Source organism: Halogeometricum borinquense DSM 11551 (assembly GCF_000172995.2).
Lineage (GTDB): Archaea > Halobacteriota > Halobacteria > Halobacteriales > Haloferacaceae > Halogeometricum > Halogeometricum borinquense.
Map to the genome: position 1 here is coordinate 278,089 of NC_014729.1, position 17,962 is coordinate 296,050.

The 17,962-nt window shown below is 61.7% G+C and carries 14 protein-coding genes; 11 read left to right on the top strand and 3 right to left on the bottom strand.

Features of this window, described 5'->3' with window-relative positions:
• Window positions 1-159: 159 nt before the first annotated feature.
• Window positions 160-1,095, bottom strand: coding sequence for a lipoyl synthase (lipA, locus tag HBOR_RS01445; RefSeq protein ID WP_013440424.1), 936 nt, complete (start codon window positions 1,093-1,095; stop codon window positions 160-162).
• Window positions 1,096-1,405: 310 nt separating this feature from the next.
• Here lipA and HBOR_RS01450 point away from each other — a divergent pair, with 310 nt between their 5' ends.
• The 3 genes from HBOR_RS01450 (at window position 1,406) to HBOR_RS01460 (ending at window position 6,252) form a co-directional block, all read left to right on the top strand.
• On the top strand, window positions 1,406-2,989 hold the full coding sequence (locus HBOR_RS01450; protein ID WP_241432376.1) for an eCIS core domain-containing protein: 1,584 nt from the start codon (window positions 1,406-1,408) through the stop codon (window positions 2,987-2,989).
• Window positions 2,989-3,327: a hypothetical protein gene (locus HBOR_RS01455; protein WP_006055693.1), complete on the top strand. Its 339-nt coding sequence runs from the start codon at window positions 2,989-2,991 to the stop codon at window positions 3,325-3,327. Before HBOR_RS01450 ends, HBOR_RS01455 begins: the two co-directional genes overlap by 1 nt.
• Window positions 3,328-3,891: 564 nt before the next feature.
• Window positions 3,892-6,252 (top strand): DEAD/DEAH box helicase, encoded by a 2,361-nt coding sequence (locus HBOR_RS01460; protein ID WP_006055695.1) that lies wholly within the window; start codon window positions 3,892-3,894, stop codon window positions 6,250-6,252.
• Window positions 6,253-6,383: 131 nt separating this feature from the next.
• Here the strand turns inward: HBOR_RS01460 and HBOR_RS01465 are convergent, their stop codons facing one another.
• Window positions 6,384-7,034 (bottom strand): HAD family hydrolase, encoded by a 651-nt coding sequence (locus tag HBOR_RS01465; protein WP_006055696.1) that lies wholly within the window; start codon window positions 7,032-7,034, stop codon window positions 6,384-6,386.
• A gap of 75 nt (window positions 7,035-7,109) precedes the next feature.
• Between HBOR_RS01465 and HBOR_RS01470 the strand changes: the two genes are divergently transcribed.
• The 3 genes from HBOR_RS01470 to HBOR_RS01480 are packed head-to-tail and all read left to right on the top strand — an operon-like array spanning window position 7,110 to window position 10,535.
• Complete coding sequence (locus HBOR_RS01470) at window positions 7,110-7,847, top strand: endonuclease NucS domain-containing protein (RefSeq protein WP_006055697.1); 738 nt, start codon at window positions 7,110-7,112, stop codon at window positions 7,845-7,847.
• Between the two features lie 52 nt (window positions 7,848-7,899).
• Complete coding sequence (gene endA, locus HBOR_RS01475) at window positions 7,900-8,922, top strand: tRNA-intron lyase (RefSeq protein WP_049890536.1); 1,023 nt, start codon at window positions 7,900-7,902, stop codon at window positions 8,920-8,922.
• Window positions 8,919-10,535, top strand: a complete 1,617-nt coding sequence (locus tag HBOR_RS01480) for a tryptophan--tRNA ligase (protein WP_006055699.1) — start codon at window positions 8,919-8,921, stop codon at window positions 10,533-10,535. The genes endA and HBOR_RS01480 overlap by 4 nt, the downstream gene beginning before the upstream one ends.
• 58 nt (window positions 10,536-10,593) lie before the next feature.
• On the opposite strand, the gene HBOR_RS01485 is transcribed toward HBOR_RS01480, so the two are convergent.
• Complete coding sequence (locus HBOR_RS01485; RefSeq protein ID WP_006055700.1) at window positions 10,594-11,562, bottom strand: ornithine cyclodeaminase family protein; 969 nt, start codon at window positions 11,560-11,562, stop codon at window positions 10,594-10,596.
• A 79-nt stretch (window positions 11,563-11,641) separates the two neighbouring features.
• Between HBOR_RS01485 and HBOR_RS01490 the strand changes: the two genes are divergently transcribed.
• From HBOR_RS01490 to HBOR_RS01505, 5 genes are all read left to right on the top strand, one after another.
• A complete protein-coding gene (locus HBOR_RS01490; RefSeq protein WP_006055701.1) occupies window positions 11,642-12,796 on the top strand; it encodes an NAD(P)/FAD-dependent oxidoreductase in 1,155 nt (384 codons plus the stop codon).
• Window positions 12,797-12,973: 177 nt separating this feature from the next.
• Window positions 12,974-13,135 (top strand): hypothetical protein, encoded by a 162-nt coding sequence (locus HBOR_RS19815; protein ID WP_161609405.1) that lies wholly within the window; start codon window positions 12,974-12,976, stop codon window positions 13,133-13,135.
• Window positions 13,132-14,643: a phenylalanine--tRNA ligase subunit alpha gene (gene pheS / locus HBOR_RS01495; RefSeq protein ID WP_006055702.1), complete on the top strand. Its 1,512-nt coding sequence runs from the start codon at window positions 13,132-13,134 to the stop codon at window positions 14,641-14,643. Before HBOR_RS19815 ends, pheS begins: the two co-directional genes overlap by 4 nt.
• Window positions 14,643-16,421: a tRNA ligase subunit PheS family protein gene (locus tag HBOR_RS01500; protein ID WP_006055703.1), complete on the top strand. Its 1,779-nt coding sequence runs from the start codon at window positions 14,643-14,645 to the stop codon at window positions 16,419-16,421. Before pheS ends, HBOR_RS01500 begins: the two co-directional genes overlap by 1 nt.
• 255 nt (window positions 16,422-16,676) lie before the next feature.
• A complete protein-coding gene (locus tag HBOR_RS01505; protein WP_006055704.1) occupies window positions 16,677-17,879 on the top strand; it encodes a trans-sulfuration enzyme family protein in 1,203 nt (400 codons plus the stop codon).
• Window positions 17,880-17,962 lie beyond the last annotated feature (83 nt).

Consider the following 17,962-nt stretch of genomic DNA (forward strand, 5'->3'; position numbering starts at 1 on the left):
CCTCCCCGGGAAGAATTCAAATCCCTCAATTTCTCCGGCATGGGGGCGGACGTTTCTCCCCCGATACTCGGGAGATCCGCACGATAATGGACGAATGTGTAGAATTCTGCCGCAGTCGTCGCTGTAGGCGTCCGCACCGGCAGAATTGTTTCTTCAGTATCAGCTACCGGCCGCAGTTCGTGCTTCCCGGCGCGCCTGTTCGACGGACTTGCCGTCGCGGACGATGGCGTCTACGAACAGCTCTCCCGCTTTGTACGACGACCGAACCATCGGGCCGGAGGCGCAGTAGAGGAATCCTAACTCGTCCTCGGCCACTTGTCGCCACGTCTCGAACGCGTCGGGATGGACGTACTCGAACACGTCGAGATGCGTCCGCGACGGTTGCAGGTACTGTCCCAGCGTCACTACGTCCACATCGGCCTCGCGGAGATCAGACAGCGTCTGGTAGATCTCGTGGTCGTACTCGCCGAGACCGAGCATGATGCTCGTCTTGGTGTAGATGTCCGACTCGCGTTTGACCTGTTCGAGAACCGACAGCGATTGCTCGTAGTTCGCGCGTCGATCGCGGACCGGCCACTGGAGACGTTCGACCGTCTCGATGTTGTGCGCGATGACATCCGGTTTCGCGTCGATTATCTTCCGGACCGCTTCCTCGTCGCCCTGGAAGTCGGGGATGAGTACTTCGACGAGAATGCTCGGGTCGCGCTGTTTGATCTCGCGGATGGTCTGTGCGAAGTGTGATGCGCCTTGATCCGGCAGATCGTCGCGGTCAACGGATGTGAGGACGACGTAGTCCAGTCCGATTTCGGCCACTGCCGCGGCGACGTTCGCTGGTTCGTCGGGATCCAACGGCTCCATCCCACCGGTCTGCACGTCGCAGAAGTTGCACCCGCGCGAACACCGGTCGCCCATCAGCATGAACGTCGCTGTGCCGGGACCGTCGCGTCCGCTCCAACACTCGCCCATGTTCGGGCAGTTCGCTTCCTCGCAGACGGTGTGTAAGTCGCGGTCTCGGAGCGTCTGCTTGATGTCAGTGAAACGTCGCCCCGACGGCGGACGCATCTTCAACCAGTCGGGCTTCCGCCTGCCGCTCATATCTCACCGTTCGGCGGGGAGGTAAAAAACGTGAGGATTATTTTGAGTAGTATGTCGATTAGCTGGCCAAAGCAACGGTATCTGGGAACCTGTTTCAGCGGTTTCGAACGATATCCTCGGAGAGGTTCACTGTAGATCCGGCTATTGTCTCCACTCCAGAAGCGTTGTCTTCGAAAAGTCACGAGATTCAGTTAGGTGATCGGATTCTGGCAGGGGCACCACGAAGCTCGTCATCCTTCACTCACTTCGGTACACTGTCGTAGCCACGAAACGAACAATTATATTGGGTGTATGTCATTTTTGGATAGGAATGGGATTTCGATCTGTGGATAGGCGGGCGGACAAGAGTGATCACTCTTCTTCTGTCCCATCTATTCAAGAGCTGACGCAAGACTCTGATCGTAGCCGCGGTGGCGGTTCTCTCACACCGCAAGGGCGCGAATCTCGGTTCGGTCTCGACATGTATATGGATGGGCTGGAAGTCAAAGTCCAGCGTCTCGTCAGGAGTCATGGCGCAGACCAAGTCCGGGATTGGGCTGATGAAGGGATGACTGTCGATACCATGGGTAAACCGCGCGACATGCGTGCGTTCCGCGAACGCCAGCAGGGACGCTCTGCCGAAGTCCCAAAAGACATCGAACGCCGGAACGCTAAATCCGTTCAACGGAGTCGCGGCGCGCATCACGAAGCCTCGAAAGCCGGTGACACAAAAGTACCTGACTTGGTGCGAGACGTTATCTCCTCTCCGGGGCAGACGCTCGAAACCTCGATTCAGCGCACGATGGAGGAACGGATGGGCGACAACCTAGGTGATGTACGCATCCATACCGGTCCGTTGGCCGCCAAAGCCTGCGAGGAAATCAACGCGCGTGCGTTCACCGTCGGAAATCACATCGCGTTCAATCACGGCGAATACGACCTAAGTTCGGCGGAAGGCCAGCACGTCCTCGCTCACGAGTTAGCGCATGTGAGACAGCAGACGGGTGGTGCCGTGTCGTTGCTCCCTCAAGAAGGCAAGCTAGAAATTGACCCAGACAAACGTCTGGAGCGGGAAGCCGAAGAAACCGCTCAACGTGTGATGAAAGGGGGGAAACTCGGCGTCTATCGGATGCACAACTCCAAGGTGCACGTTCAGCGATTCCCGAACGACGAGGACGTTCGGGAGACAACTGACGGAGTGGGTGCGCATGGGATCCAGGTTCCAGAGTACGAGAATCTAGATCTGGAACAGTTGTTCGAGTCGTTCGAGGGGAACAGGAAGAAAGCAGTCGAACAAATCAGACAGAACGACGATCTCTGGACCTCACTGCTCCGTACGATCGCAATGGACGTCATCCAGAGTTCGATTGAGGCGAATGGAACCAACGTAATCGAGGACGCACTCGATCGATATCACTGTAACATCGTTCAGCACGGACACGACCCCGTTCGATTCATGACTGGTGAAGAGGCCAACGAGTGGCACCTCGAACTCAATCCGAACGACGAACGGCCGCACAAGCCAGACTGTATCGCCTTGGAGTTCAAACCGGCCAGCGAAGACCGCCTGTACAAAGTGACGAAAGAAGGAAGAAAACTGGGGTCCTTCTTGGCACGCGAAGAAACGATTACATCGGAAGATGATCGGGAAGCGATTCTTGATGTCCTCGGACTGAAAGAAATGTGGAGTGATTACGATATGGTGTCTCAGTTGTCGATAACCGGCGAAGAAACAGTCTCAGTTTTGTCTAGCGTCGTCGGTACCATGACGGACGACTCACCGGGAGTAATTGAGCGAGAGGGAGAGCCAATCGAACGTCCTGGTGGGGAAGAACAATTGTGGCTCAGTGATTTCTTCCCAATGGAGCAATTCGAGATGGTCGGTCCACTGGACGACTTCCAAGGAGGAAAATAATGGCAAAAATAGAATACGATGGCCGGGAACTGACGGTCGGTACCCAAACAGTTGTGCTTCGTCACAAGATTGGCCAGGTCTTGGAAGAAGATGGGATAATCCTCGTGGTCCTCTCTCCGTCACAGACGGAGGGCCGTGACCAACGTAATCTGCTGGCGTTTGACGAGCAAGGAAACAAACTGTGGGAGTCTGAGATTCCGGAGCACTCGGAGCGCCACATGTTTGGAGAGATATATAAAGAGAACGGAGATATCATTGGATGGAGTTGGAACTCCAACGAGTACAAAATCGATTTAGAGACTGGCGCACTCGAAAACATCGGCTACGGCGGGAAGTAATGACATTTGTAAAATCGAATTGAACTGCTTCCTGAAAGTGGGCGTTACCCCGTCCGAAGAGATCGACCAGCACTCGATATATGTCAACAAAACAATTCCATCAGATGGGGGTAACGCTTGGCGGTACGGTGAGCCGACAAAATAGGCTGAAGGAAGCTTAATAAATGTGGCAGATTAGTTATGAGGAAGAAGAACAAAAATATCCATATTGGCTATTAAATGTCTAAGGCTCCTTTTATCGCTGCTGACTCTCACACCAAAAAACCGTGACACAGTTATCACAATTTCGAAATACTCATACCTGAGTAAATCTGAGTGTGGGGTATGAACTGGAAACACCGCCGCGACCGAACGAAGGCAGAGTCGAAGAAAGAGGAGACGAAGACCGGCACGAAGTGGTCGTTCATCGCCGCCGCAGTCGGCGCTGCGTAATTCGATTTTCCCTCTGTTCCACCGTCCGCCGAGCGATTGCGCTCGACCGCGTGAAGAAACGCCTTTTAGTTCGTAGGTCTGGGTGTCGCGTATGACTCTCGCTCTCGCGTTCCGCCGTCGGAGGTCTCTCGCGTGAAGGTCGAATCGGTCGTCCCCGAGTTCGCTGACGCCTTCGGTTTCGACGAGTTCAACCGGATGCAACGGGAGGCGGCCCCCGCCATCTTAGAGCGCGACGAGAACGTCGTCGCGGCCGCGCCGACCGCGAGCGGGAAGACGGCGCTCGCCGAGTTAGCGATCTGTCGCGCGCTCCGAAACGACGGCACCGCCCTCTTCATCGCCCCACTCCGCGCCCTTACGAACGAGAAGGAGTCCGAGTGGGAGCGCTTCGAGGAACTCGGCTACTCCGTCTACGTCGTCACCGGCGAACGCGATCTGAATCCCCGGCGCGCCGAACGCGCCGACATCCTCGTGATGACGCCGGAGAAGACGGACTCGGCGACGCGAAAACACGAATCCGCCCGCTACTCGTTCATTACCGATGTCGACTGCTGTGTCATCGACGAAGTCCACCTCCTCGATTCGGACACCCGTGGCGGCGTCCTCGAAGTCACCGTCTCGCGCCTGCGCCGTATCTGCGACCCGCGCGTCGTCGCCCTCTCGGCGACGATGCCGAACGTCGAGGATGTCGCAAACTGGTTGGACGCGCCGCCGGAGACGACGTTCGAGTTCGGTGACGACTATCGCCCCGTGGACCTCCACGCGGGCGTCAAGACGTACTCGCACGGCGAGAACTCCTTTGCGGACAAGTACCGACGGCTCTACCGCGCTATCGACCTCTCCGAACAGCACATCCGCGACGGCGGTCAGGCCCTCGTTTTCGTCTCCTCGCGGCAGGACACTGTCCGCGCTGCCGGGAAAGCCCGCGACGAACTCGGCAAGCGCGACATCCCTATCGGCGCGCGCGGTGACTACGACTTCCACAACGAGGCCAAGGAGTTGAGCAACGATTCGCTTCGCAAAGCCGTCCCCGACGGCGTCGGCTTCCACCACGCCGGGTTGGCGAAAGACGACCGCGATAAAGTCGAAGCGTGGTTCAAAGAAGGGAAGATTCAGCTACTCTTTTCGACCTCGACGCTGGCGTGGGGGGTCAACCTCCCGGCGCGGTGCGTCGTCATCCGCGATACGAAGTACCACGATCCACTCGAAGGCGAGGTGGACATCTCGCCGCTGGACATCCTCCAGATGCTCGGCCGCGCGGGACGCCCTGGATACGACGACGTGGGGTACGGTTGGGTCGTCTGCGACCGCTCGGACGCCGATAAATACCGCCGACTGCTCCGCGAGGGCAAGGAGATCGAGTCGCGCCTCGCGGAGGACCTCGACTCGCATCTCAACGCCGAGATTGCGATGGGAACTATCGGCGACCTAGAGGACGTGATGTCGTGGTTGCAGACGACGTTCTACTACCAGCGCGCGCGTTCGAAGCCGAACGAGTACGATTTCGACGGCTTGCGAGAACGCGTACGCGAGACGCTCGAATCGCTCGTCGCACGCGGATTCGTTGAAATGGAGTCTGACCTCTCTATCGAGGCGACGCGACTCGGCCGTCTCGCCTCGAAGTACTATCTCCGCCTCGATACCGCCCGTCGATTTGCCTCGCTTTGTGACCGCGACACCATCACCGACGAGTCGATTCTGGAGACCGTGGCTGGGGCCGCAGAGTTCCACGACGTGTCGGCGCGGCAGTCCGAGATGGACGCCGTCGATTCGGTTCTCACGGGCGTGGACACGACGCTCGAAGACGGCCCGCGGAAGGTACTCGCCATCCTGTACGCGGGGATGTCGAACAGCACCCCCTCTGACCTCCGGTCGGATGCGTGGGTCATCCGACAGAACGGGCTACGACTGCTTTCAGCACTCAGAGAGTTCGTTGATGCCTTTGCCGGCCCTCGCGCCGCCAATCTCGCCCGCCGTGTCGAGGCCCGCGTCGAACACGGTGTCTCGCGCGATGCCGTTGCTCTCACTGCCGTAGACGGTATCGGACCGAACCGTGCGAGCAAACTCGCCACGGGTGGCCTTCGCTCCCCGCGAGATGTGGTTGAAGCCGGAACCGCCGAACTCACACAGGCTGGACTTTCGGATGGCGTGGCAAAGCAGGTAGTGCAGAACGCGCGCAACTTCCCCGATATCGACATCGCGTGGGGTGACTTCCCAGACTGCATCGGAACGGGTGAAAACCAGATGTGCGAGGTTCGCGTCCGCAACCGCGCGGGCGGTGCGACGGTCGGCATCCGCGTCACTGCTGTCGCCGGCGAGACGGGTGCTGACGAGGCGGAAATGACGACGAAACGGACGTATCTCTCGGACGAGACTGCCGTCCACGTCGGGGTCTTCGGCGCACCCGCAGACGAGGTGACGTACCGCGTGGAAGTGACGTTCCCCGACGACCCGCTTCACCCGATTACAGAGACACGAACGGTTCGGGTGTCGTAGACGCTCTCCTGACGTCGTATTCACACTCATACAGCTCACACCCGTACAGTTCACACTCACACAGTGTTCCCGGGTACTCAGTTCACTCGACGCGAAACGAAGGGGTCCGTCCCGCGATCATCGCCGCTAATTCAGTCAAATAATACCTCACGCAGTTCCGCCGGTCCATCGACCACCACTGCCGCTCGTGAGAGGTCCAACTCGGCGTTGTGCGTCGAACGGTAGGCGACTGTGAACGCGCCGGCCCGTACGGCCGCCTCGACGCCGTGGACGGAGTCTTCGACGACGACGCACGACTGGGGGTCGAGACCGACCGCTTCAGCCGCGTGTTCGTAGATGTGCGGTTCTGGCTTGCCCGGTTTGTCGATGTCGTCCGCGCTCAAAACAAGGTCGAGCGGGTCGAGACCGAACCGGTCGCGGACGATTCCGATCCAGTCCTGCGGTGCGGAGGAGACGATTCCTAACTGCCGCCCGTCGTCGCGGATGTCGTCGAACAGTGCGTTCGCGCCGTCCATCAGACGCACCTGTTCGCCGTACAGCGACTGTGCGCGGTCGTCGTAGGCTGCTACGAATTCCGCTTTCGTTACCGTGGTGCCGTACGTCTCGGAGAGGTAGTCGTAGATCTCCCGGTAGTTCATCCCCGTCACCTCCTCGTGTGACGGGTCTCCGGATTCGATAGCCGCAGCGAACACCCAGTCGTCCTCGAACTGGTGCCAGTACGTCTCTGAATCGACCAGCACGCCGTCCATGTCGAACAACACCGCTTCGTCGGGGACGTTCATGCCACCCCAAACGAGCGCTATCACTCAAAGTTCTTCGTGGCAGAGTTTATCACCCGGAACGCGGCCAACGCCCCCATGTCAGAGACGATTCGTGTATTCGCAGGCGACTGTACGACGACGTTCGAGGGATCCCGTTCCCGCACCCAACGCGGCCGCGTGGTGGTCGTCGTGAAACCAGATCGAACCGTTCTCGTCCACGACGCCGACGGCTATCAGCCCGTGTCGTGGTTGACCCGTCCCGACTCGTTGACGGTCGAAACCGACCGCTCCGGGTTCGGACTCGTCGCGCGCGCCGACGAGCAGGTGCTTCGGATTCGGAGCCACGAGACCAGCGGCTGGGCGGAGTATCCGGCCAGCGAGGCGGGCGTTCCCGTTGGATCGCACCCGCAGACGGGTGAACCGCTCGTCCGCGTCGGCGGGGCCGTCGTCGGACTCGATACCGAGACGCGATACGGTCTCCCGGCGGGAGCGACGGTGGTAGACGAGACGTGCGACGACTGCGGACTCCCGAAAATCAGCGCCGAATGCGGAGCCGTCTTCGAACTCTGCGTAGACCGCGCCTGCGAGTCACTGGACGATGCCGTCCGCGACAGATTCGACGACGAGTGGACGTGTCCGGACTGCGGATCGCCTCTCAGTATCATTCGTCGCGGCGGCCGACTCCTCGCCGGGTGTTCGGCGTATCCGGACTGTGAGACGGCCTTTTCTATCCCTGCGGGCGTCGTCGTCGATGATTGTGACTGCGGATTGCCGGTGTTCGAGACGGCGCGCGGGCGGCGGTGTCTCGACGGGACGTGCGCGCAGTTCGAGTGAGAGACACCGCGGCATCGCAGGTCCTATGTCCTCGCCGGGCGCGTTCTCGAACATGGACGCCACACTGCACGACGACGTCGTTCGGGTCGGGGACGACGCGCGTCAACGGTTCTACGATTCGAGAGGCTACGGTCGGCCACTCGACGGGAACCGACTCGAACTCGCGCCGGTCGAGGCGGCGCACTTGCTCTCTCGGGGAGACCTCGACGACATCGACGGTATGGAATTCCGCGAGTTCCTCGCGGAGACCGGCGCGGCGTTGGCCTTCGTCGTCTACAAAGACCTTCGGGACCGGGGATTCTACCTCTCTCCCGCGCGCGAGGAGTGGCCGGGTGTTTCCGACGCCGACGGCATCGATTTCGTCGTCTACCCGCGCGGAAAGGGACCGACGGACGGCGACGTGGAGTACCGAATCCGCGTCATCGGCGAACGCGAACGCGTGGCCGCTGCGTCGCTCGGGGACGTCGTTCTCGCCGTCGTGGACGAGGACGGTGATCTGACGTACTTTGACACCGACGATGACCCGGACGTGGGTGGGACGGACGATTACATACCGCCAGAGGGACTCGATGCGGACCTTCTCTCGGACCGCGTCGTCTGCTACGAATCGCCCGACGAAGTGTATGAAAACGGCTTCTACGGCCAACGGCTGTTCGGGCGCAACGCCGAGGAGGGGCCGCTGCAACTGTCGCTCATCGAGGGCGCATATCTCGCTCGCCGGGGTGTTATCGACGTTGACGACGAGGAGGTCGTCGCGTTGGCCCGCGACGTGGAGGGCGACCGGTTCGACCGCCGCCTGAAGACGTACGCGGCCCTCAGAGACGCTGGCTCCGTCCCCAAGAGCGGGTTCAAGTTTGGTGCTGACTTCCGCGTCTACACCGATTTCGAGACGGTGTCGTCGCTGAGTCACTCCGCCGACCTCGTTCGCGTCGTCACACCGGACCACGCGTTCTTCCCCCGTGACCTTTCGTTGGACGTTCGACTCGCTGGCGGGGTCCGGAAACGAATGGTTTTTGCGCTCACAGACGCCAACGATGGCATAGACTGGCTTTCGGTAGCCCGACTCACCCCATGATACGAGACGACGACATTGAGACCGACGCGTCGGTACGCGAGGACGCCCGCACAGACGGGGGTACCTCCGCAGAAGGAGCAGACGACGTAGCGCTCGACCCGTGGGGTTCCTCGACCATCTCGGACTACCGTAAACTGTTCGAGGAGTTCGGCATCGAGGAGTTCGACGAGGTGCTGTCGGACGTTCCGAACCCCCACTACCTGATGCGCCGCGGTGTCATCTTCGGCCATCGAGACTACCGCCCCGTTGCGGAGGCGATGCGCGACGGCGACCCGTTCGCCGTCCTTTCGGGGTTCATGCCGACGGGCGACCCCCACATCGGACACAAACTCGTCTTCGACGAGATCATCTGGCACCAACAGCAGGGCGGCGATGCGTACGGTCTCATCGCCGACCTCGAAGCCCACTCCGCGCGCGGCATGACGTGGGAGGAAATCGACAAGCACGCGCGCGATTACCTCCTCTCACTTCTTGCGCTCGGGTTCGACCCAGAGGAGGGCGAACTCTACCGGCAGTCGGACAACCGCCAACTGCAGGATCTCAGCTTCGAACTCGGGTCGAAAGCGAATTTCTCGGAGTTCGAGGCGATCTACGGCTTCGACAGCGGGACGAACGTCTCGCACTTACAGTCGGTCGTCACGCAGATGGCCGACATCCTCTACCCGCAGTTGGACGAACCCAAACCGACGGTCATTCCGGTCGGTCCGGATCAGGACCCGCACGTGCGTCTCGCACGCGACCTCGCCGCACGGATGCGCTTTTTCAAGGTCACAGAGGCGTACGCGAGCTTCGAACTCACGGACGCGGAACGCGATCTCGTCGCCAGCCTCTACGAGACGCTTGACCCGGCTGATTTCGACGACGACGACCTGCGCTGTGTCCACGTCGCGCAGTTCCTCGACGGCGTCACGCCCGAAGAACTCGACGTCGTCGTCGACGCCGAGACGATTTCCTCCGCGCAGACGAAACTCAACGAAGCGGGCATGGAACCGCTTCGCCCGCGCGTTCGGTTCCTCGACGCCAACGCCACCGACGAGGCGTTCGACGCTCTCGTGGAGGCTATCGACGGCGAGAAACGCCGCTACGACGAACATATCGACGCCTTCGATCTCTCGTTCGAGGCGGCTGACGAACTGGCCCGTGAAGTGGAGGTCGAACACGGCGGCTACGGATTTGTCGCGCCGTCGTCCATCTACCACCGCTTCATGACCGGTCTGACGGGCGGGAAGATGTCCTCGTCAATTCCTGCGAGTCACATTTCGCTCTTGGACGACCCCGAGGACGGCTACAACAAGGTAAAATCGGCCACGACCGGTGGCCGCGAGACGGCCGAGAAACAGCGCGAACTCGGCGGTGAGGCGGACAAATGTCCGGTTTACGAACTGTACGCCTACCTCCTGTCGGGCGACGACGACGAGTTCGCCAAAGAAGTGTACGACGAGTGCGTCGGTGGCGAACGCCTCTGTGGCGGGTGCAAAGAGCAGGCGGCTGAACTCATGCGCGCGTTCCTCGAAGACCATCAGGAGAAACGCGAAGAGATGGAGGAACTGCTGGACGACCTCGACATCTCCACCGACTCGCAGCGCCGCGGTGTCGCCCCCAGCGACGACTGACGGGCGACTGTGGCGACGACTGACGGGCGACTGTGGCGACGACTGACGGCCACTTCTGTTACAGTTCGACGACCGTTCCGACTCCGTCCGTTTCTGCCCGTTCGTACAGATACCCTGCCGTCACCGCGTCCAGCACCGCCGACCCGACGCTGGCGACGACGACTATCTCAGCGTCGTTTTCTCTGCCCGTGCCTGCCTCGAACACGTCGGAAAACGGCGTGAGATCCGTCGCATCCACGCCGACGTACGCGAAGTCGCCCGTCTCAGCCACTTCCTCGGGCACGTCTGCGAACAGGCGGCTCGCACGCCGGACCGTCTCAGAATCCAGTTCACGCATTGATTCTGTGAACGCGCCGATAGCGACGACGAGCGTTCCCGGTTCGAGTCGCGCACCGTCGAACACCGGTTCGGTACTGGTCGTCGCCGTGACGACGACGTTCGATCCGTCGAGTACTGGATCGGGTGATTCGACCGCTGACACGGCAACGTCCGAGAGTCGCTCGCGGAGATCCGAAGCACACTGCGCACGCGATTCGGAGGGTGCGTAGATTCGGACCCGTTCGAGATTCGTTGCCGACGCGATAGCGCGCGTCTGCCACCGCGCCTGTGCGCCCGCGCCGAACACACCGAGTCTGACGGGCGCGTCCGCGAGTTCGCGGGCCGCAAGGCCGCCGATGCATCCCGTTCTGGCGTTTGTTACGCGCGTCCCCGCGAGGTACGCGCGCGGAAGACCAGTTTCGGCGTCGGTGACGGCAATCTGTGCGTTCACTGTCGGGAGTCCTTTTTCGGCGTTCGACTCGTGGACGGCGGCGAGTTTCGTCGCGTACGTCGGATCGCCGTGGACGTACGCGGGCATCGTCAGCGCGGTTCCGGGCGTCTCCGTCCCGACTGGGTAGTGCGGACGCGGTGGCCGCTCGACCTCGCCGCGACCCTGCTTTAGGAACGCTCGTTCGATCTCGGGCAGGAGATCCGACAGCGAGAGCAACGAGGCGACCTGTTCGTCGGAGAGAACGCGGACATCGGCCATGTCATCCCGTTCGACGCGGCGGTGAATCGTTCTTCCGCCCGTGGGTGAGATTCATACGCACTGCTGACGAAGCGCGGTCATGCACATCGTAATCGTCGGCGGGGGCGTCGTCGGACTCTCATGCGCGCACGCACTCGCCGAGCGCGACGCGAACGTGACCGTCTGCGAGGCCGGAACACTCGGTGGCGGCAGTACCGGACGGGCGGCCGGTGGGATTCGAATGCAGTTCTCGACGCCCGTGAACGTTGATCTCTCCGTCGCCAGTGTTCCCGTTTGGGAGTCGTTCGAGGAGCGATTCGGCGTCGATATCGACTATCGGAAGAACGGGTATCTGTTCCTCGCGCGCGAGGCCGAGACCGCTGACGACTTCGAGTCAAACGTCGAGATGCAGACCGCTCGGGGTGTTCCAAGTCGCACCCTCTCACCGGCGGACGCAGCCGAACTCTGTCCTGAACTCCACACCGAGGAGTTCGTGGCGGCGACGTACTGCCCCGAGGACGGCGTCGCGGACCCGCACTCGGCGGTACAGGGCTACTCGCAAGCCGTGACTGACGCGGGCGTGGACGTGCGGACGAACACACCCGTGACCGGCCTCGACCGCGAGGAGAACGAGAACCGCTGGCGCGTCGAGACACCGGACGAGACGCTGACGGCCGACTACATCGTGAACGCCGCCGGAGCGTGGGCACGACGTGTCGGACGATTCGCCGACGTGGAGTTACCCATCGCACCGCGCCGCCGACAGGCCGCCGTCGTCGAACCCGAACGGGAACTCGACGCGATGCACCCGCTCACCATCGACCTCGATAGCGGCGCGTACTTCCGACCCGAACGCGAGGGAACAGCACTCGTCGGCGGCCACTTCGCTGACTCAGACCCCGACGTTGATCCCGACGACTTCTCGGAGTCGGCTGACTTGGACTGGACCATCGAAGCGGTCGAACGCGCCGCGGACGTTGCGGGCTACTTCGGTCCCGAGACGCGCGTCCGAAACGGCTGGGCGGGTCTGTACGCGGTCACCCCTGACCACCACGCCGTCGTGGACGAGGTTCGACCGGGTTTCGTCGTCGCTGCCGGATTTTCAGGGCACGGCTTCCAACACGCGCCCGCGACGGGCCAGTGTGTTGCGGAACTGTGTCTCGACGGCGCGGCGTCCCACGTGGATATCTCGTCGCTGTCGCTGGACCGGTTCGAGGGCGACGAGACGGGATTGGTCGAACGAAACGTGGCCTGACGGTTACCCCTGACACCGCGTGAATGACAGTTTGTGGCATGGATTCGGAACCGTTTTGTCCCGCGACTCGCATCGTTCGACTATGCCGACCGGACCCACCGACGGCGGAGGCGTCGCGTACGAACCGACCGCAACCGATGGGTTCGGCTTTTTCTTTCGGGTCGCCTGACGAGGGCGGTGGACCCACCATCGGCCGTCGAAGCGGCACATCTCCGCTTTGGTGGTCGCGGGGGACGAAACCGTCCGGACCGACCCGACGCGGGTGTTCCCGCATCTTCGGAACTGCTAACTGACTTACGGTCGGTAGACGCGACAACGACCGACGCGAATCTCAAATGAAACTACCCGAATCACAGGTCGCGGTGTTGAACGCCGCGAGTGCGACAGATGCAACGACTATCGGCAGTCTCGCCGAGGAGACGGGGCTGAAACCGGAGACGGTGACGCAGGCCGCCTTCGAACTCCGGGACGACGGCTACGTCACCGTCGAAGAACGCGAGGAAGTCGAATACGAACTGACCGAGGAGGGCCGCCAATACGTCGAGGACGGCCTTCCCGAGGTTCGACTCTACCGCGCGGCCGTGGACGCCGGCGCGACGGCCGACCCAGTCCAGATGGGGCAGGTCATCGGCGCGTCCGGCCTTGGCGGCCCCGAAGTGGACATCGCCCTTGCCAACTTCGGCCGGAAGGGCTACGGCTCTATCGACAGCGGTGAACTCGCCGCCGACGCGGACGCCGATGCCGAGAATGACCCCGAATCGACGGTTCTGACGACGCTTGCGGACGGTGAGGCGGTCGAAGACGCTGACGAGGAGACACTCGACCAACTCGTCTCGCGGAACCTCGTCGAACGCCACGAGGAGACGGTTCGTTCTGTCACTCTCACCGACGACGGCGTCACGCTCCTCATGGAGGGTGTCGAGACGGCGGAGACGGTGGACCGTCTCACGCCCGAGATGCTCACTTCCGGTGAGTGGGAGGACGTGGAGTTCACCGAGTACAACGTCGAAGCCGACGCACCTGAGGTACGAACCGGGAAGACACACATCCTGCGGCAGACCGCAGACAGAGTCAAAGACGTACTCGTCGGCATGGGCTTTCAGGAAATGGAAGGCCCGCACGCCGACGCAGACTTCTGGATCAACGACTGTCTGTTCATGCCGCAGGACCATCCGGCACGGACCCACTGGGACCGCTTCGCCCTCGATGTACCGCCTATCGAGGACGTGCCCGAGGACCTCGTAGACCGGGTCGAAGACGCCCATCGGAACGGTGTCGGCCCGGACGGCGACGGCTACCACTCGCCGTGGTCCGAGGACTTCGCACGCGCGATTGCCCTTCGCGGTCACACCACGTCGCTGTCGATGCGCTATCTCTCGGGACACGAAGTCGGCGACCTCGAATCGCCGCAGCGGTACTTCTCCGTCGAGAAAGTGTACCGTAACGACACACTGGACCCGACGCACCTGCTCGAATTCTACCAGATCGAGGGCTGGGTGATGGCCGATGATCTGTCCGTCCGCGACCTGATGGGGACGTTCGAGGAGTTCTACGAGCAGTTCGGAATCACGGACATCCAGTTCAAACCGCACTACAACCCCTACACGGAGCCGTCGTTCGAGCTGTTCGGACGGCACCCCGAGACGGGTGAACTCATCGAAATCGGTAATTCGGGTATGTTCCGCGACGAGGTACTCGAACCGCTGGGCGTCGAGTGTGACGTGATGGCGTGGGGCCTCGCCTTGGAACGCCTCTTGATGCTTATGTACGGCTTCGACGACATCCGCGACGTGCACGGAACGATGAGCGATCTCGAACTCCTCCGCGAAGTGGAGGTGCTTCGATAATGCCGGTCGTTGACGTTCATCCCGACGAACTGCGGGACCTGACCGGTCACGAAGAGAAGTCTGACGAGGAGTTCAAAGACGACCTGTTCGCCCTCGGACTGGAGTTCGAAGGCGAGACCGAAGACGGCGCGTTCCAACTAGAGTTCGGTCCCGACAGACTCGACCGCCTCTCCGTCGAAGGCGTCGCCCGGTCGCTTCGTTACCAGTACGGCGACGCACGCGGCGTCTACGTGCCGAAGACGAACGATCCCGACTTCACGTTCGTCGTTGACGAAGACGTTCCAGACGAACGGCCGTACGTCACCGGCGCCGTCATCCGCGGCGTGGACTTAGACGACGACGCTCTCGACTCGCTCATCCAATTGCAGGAGAAACTGCACGCGACGATGGGCCGAAAGCGCGCGAAAGGCGCTATCGGCATCCACGACCTGACGATGCTGAAGGGTGATGCCCTGAGCGAAGACTCCGACGGTAACTCTATCACCTACACGGGTATCGACCCCGAGGGCGACACGTTCGTCCCGCTCGATGCCGACGCGGAGATGACGCCCGCGCGAGTCCTCGAAGAACACCCGACTGGCCAGACGTACGCCGACCTCGTGTCCGAGTACGAACGCTATCCGGCCATCTACGACGAACTCGGTCTGTTCTCGTTCCCGCCAGTCATCAACGGCCGCCGGACCGAGGTTACGACCGACTCGCGGGAACTCCTCGTCGAACTCACCGGCACGGACCAGTGGACGATCGACCGGATGTGCAACATCATCTGCTACGCCCTCGACGCGCGCGGCGCGACGATCGAGGCGGTCGAAGTCGAGTATCCCGACGGGACCTATGTCCGTCCCGACTTCGAGGTGGAGACGAAGCACGTCTCGCACGACCGCATCGAGACGATGCTCGGCGTTGATCTCGAACCACGCGAGGTCGTTGACTTGTTCGAACGTTCCGGCCTCGATGCGGACGCCGACGACGGTGCCGACGCAGGCGACGGAAGCGACACCACCGAGGCGGGTGGCGAGAACGCGACCGATGCCGAGAGCGACGACCTCGTCTACGAGGTGTCGATTCCGCCGTATCGCGTGGACGTGCTCCATCCGCTCGACCTCGTGGACGACGTGGGCCGTGCGTACGGATTCAACGAACTCCAACCGCGCTACCCCAACGTGGGCACGGTCGGCGGGCGACACGAACGCTCCCGTCTGGAAGACGCCGCCCGCAACTCGCTCGTCGGACTGGGCTTCGAGGACATGCTCAATTTCCACATGACGAGCGAGGAGGAGGTGTACGACCGGATGGGCATCGAAGCCGGATCAGAGGTCCTTGGCGGCGGCGACACCGCGGAGATAACCGGTCCGTACAGCGAGGACTACACCATCCTCCGGACGTGGGCGCTTCCCTCGCTGATGATGGTGCTGGAAAACAACACCCACCGCGCGTACCCGCAGGACCTCGCCGAAATCGGTCTGGTTGCCGAACGCGACGACTCAGTGAACACGCGCGTGGACGAACGGCGGCACGTCGCGGGCGTCCTCGCACGTCACGATGCGACGTTCGAGGACGCGAAGGCACGTCTCCAGTCGCTCTGCCGCGACTTCGGTGCGGAACTGAAGACGCCAGCGACCGATCACCCATCGTTTATCGACGGCCGTGCGGCGAGCGTCGTCGTGGACGGTGAAAACGTGGGCGTCGTCGGTGAGATTCACCCCCGCGTCCTCGTGGAACACGACCTCGAACTCCCCGTCGCGGCGTTCGAGTTCGACCTCGACGCGCTCCGCTAGACCGGCCAACGCCGTTCTTCGCTCGGCGCAGTTGTTTCTCTCTGCATCTGTTGCCCGTCTCACCGGCTCATCAGCGACGGTGCAAGCAAAACTCGGTCCGCTTCCCGGACACGGAAATAGTGCTGTCTGAATATCCCGACATGTCTAGTTTTGAGGAAAATAACTCAAGAGAATCATGCATGATATAAAATTATCTCCAGATATTTTCTATGGAATTAGGGAAACGTTTAGTATCTCTTCGACTCGCTATCGTTCATGAATGATTCTGATTACCAGTTTGAAACACTCGCGGTGACGCACGGCGAACGTCAACGTCCTGCCGAGGGTGTCGAGGACGTGGCTGTGCCCGTCCACCTCGCCTCGACGTTCGCGGTGCCCGAGATCGACCCCGATGCGTCGCTGGAGTCGCTCGATCCCGACGCGGGCGAGTATCTCTACTCACGTCTCTCGAACCCGACGCGGAATGCGCTCGAACACCGTATCGCCGCGCTCTGTGGGGGCGATCACGCACTCGCATTCGCCTCGGGAACCGCAGCCATCGTGACCGCTATCTCGGCCGCCGTCCAACCCGGCGACCACATCGTCGCCTTCGATGACCTGTACGGCGGTACGAAGTCGATGCTCTCCGATCTTTTCGAGGATCGACTGAACGTCAGCGTCTCGCTCGTCGATGCGCGCGACACCGACACTGTCGCTGCCGCGATGCGCGAGGAGACATCGCTCGTCTGGATGGAGACGCCGACGAATCCGCTTCTCAGACTCTGTGACATCGAGGCTATCGCCGCTATCGCCGACGAATACGGAGCGACGTTCGGCGTAGACAACACGTTCGTCGGCCCGCACTTCCAGCGACCGCTCGAACTCGGCGCGGACGTGGTCGTCCACTCGACGACGAAGTACCTGAACGGTCACTCCGATTCTATCGGTGGGGCGCTGGCGACGAACGACGAGGCGTACGCCGAGGAAATGACGTTCCTCCAGCGCGTCGGGATGGGGAACATGCTCGCGCCGTTCGACGCGTACCTCACTCTGCGCGGACTGAAGACGCTCCCGCTTCGGATGGAGAAACACGCCTCGAACGCGCAGGCTGTTGCGGAGTTCCTCGCAGACCACCCAGCGGTCGAAGCGGTCCACTATCCGGGACTAGAATCACACCCGCAACACGACCTCGCCTCCCGGCAGATGTCGGGCTACGGCGGCGTCCTCTCTATCGAACTGGATACGGATTTAGACGGCGTCGCACGGTTCGTCGCCGCACTTGAACACTTCCCGCTGGCGGTCAGTCTCGGCGGCGTCGAGTCGCTCATCGAACATCCGGCCTCGATGACCCACTCACCGCTCTCGCAGGAAGAACGGGACATGCTCGGAATCACCGATAGTCTCCTGCGTCTCTCTGTCGGCGTCGAACACGAAGCAGACTTGCTCTCGGACCTTTCGGACGCCCTCGACGTTATCTGATCGAGTTCGACTCGGGTTTCACTCGCCGTCTGTCTTCGGACCGTCCGAGCATCGCTGTGTATCGTCACCTTCGGGCAGTCTGG

What these genes read in the sequence shown, in the direction of transcription:
- lipA (WP_013440424.1), bottom strand. Translation starts at nt 1,095, where the DNA reads ATGAGCGGCAGGCGGAAGCCCGACTGGTTGAAGATGCGTCCGCCGTCG.
- HBOR_RS01450 (WP_241432376.1), top strand. Translation starts at nt 1,406, where the DNA reads ATGGGATTTCGATCTGTGGATAGGCGGGCGGACAAGAGTGATCACTCT.
- HBOR_RS01455 (WP_006055693.1), top strand. Translation starts at nt 2,989, where the DNA reads ATGGCAAAAATAGAATACGATGGCCGGGAACTGACGGTCGGTACCCAA.
- HBOR_RS01465 (WP_006055696.1), bottom strand. Translation starts at nt 7,034, where the DNA reads ATGAACGTCCCCGACGAAGCGGTGTTGTTCGACATGGACGGCGTGCTG.
- HBOR_RS01470 (WP_006055697.1), top strand. Translation starts at nt 7,110, where the DNA reads ATGTCAGAGACGATTCGTGTATTCGCAGGCGACTGTACGACGACGTTC.
- endA (WP_049890536.1), top strand. Translation starts at nt 7,900, where the DNA reads ATGGACGCCACACTGCACGACGACGTCGTTCGGGTCGGGGACGACGCG.
- HBOR_RS01480 (WP_006055699.1), top strand. Translation starts at nt 8,919, where the DNA reads ATGATACGAGACGACGACATTGAGACCGACGCGTCGGTACGCGAGGAC.
- HBOR_RS01485 (WP_006055700.1), bottom strand. Translation starts at nt 11,562, where the DNA reads ATGGCCGATGTCCGCGTTCTCTCCGACGAACAGGTCGCCTCGTTGCTC.
- HBOR_RS01490 (WP_006055701.1), top strand. Translation starts at nt 11,642, where the DNA reads ATGCACATCGTAATCGTCGGCGGGGGCGTCGTCGGACTCTCATGCGCG.
- pheS (WP_006055702.1), top strand. Translation starts at nt 13,132, where the DNA reads ATGAAACTACCCGAATCACAGGTCGCGGTGTTGAACGCCGCGAGTGCG.
- HBOR_RS01500 (WP_006055703.1), top strand. Translation starts at nt 14,643, where the DNA reads ATGCCGGTCGTTGACGTTCATCCCGACGAACTGCGGGACCTGACCGGT.
- HBOR_RS01505 (WP_006055704.1), top strand. Translation starts at nt 16,677, where the DNA reads ATGAATGATTCTGATTACCAGTTTGAAACACTCGCGGTGACGCACGGC.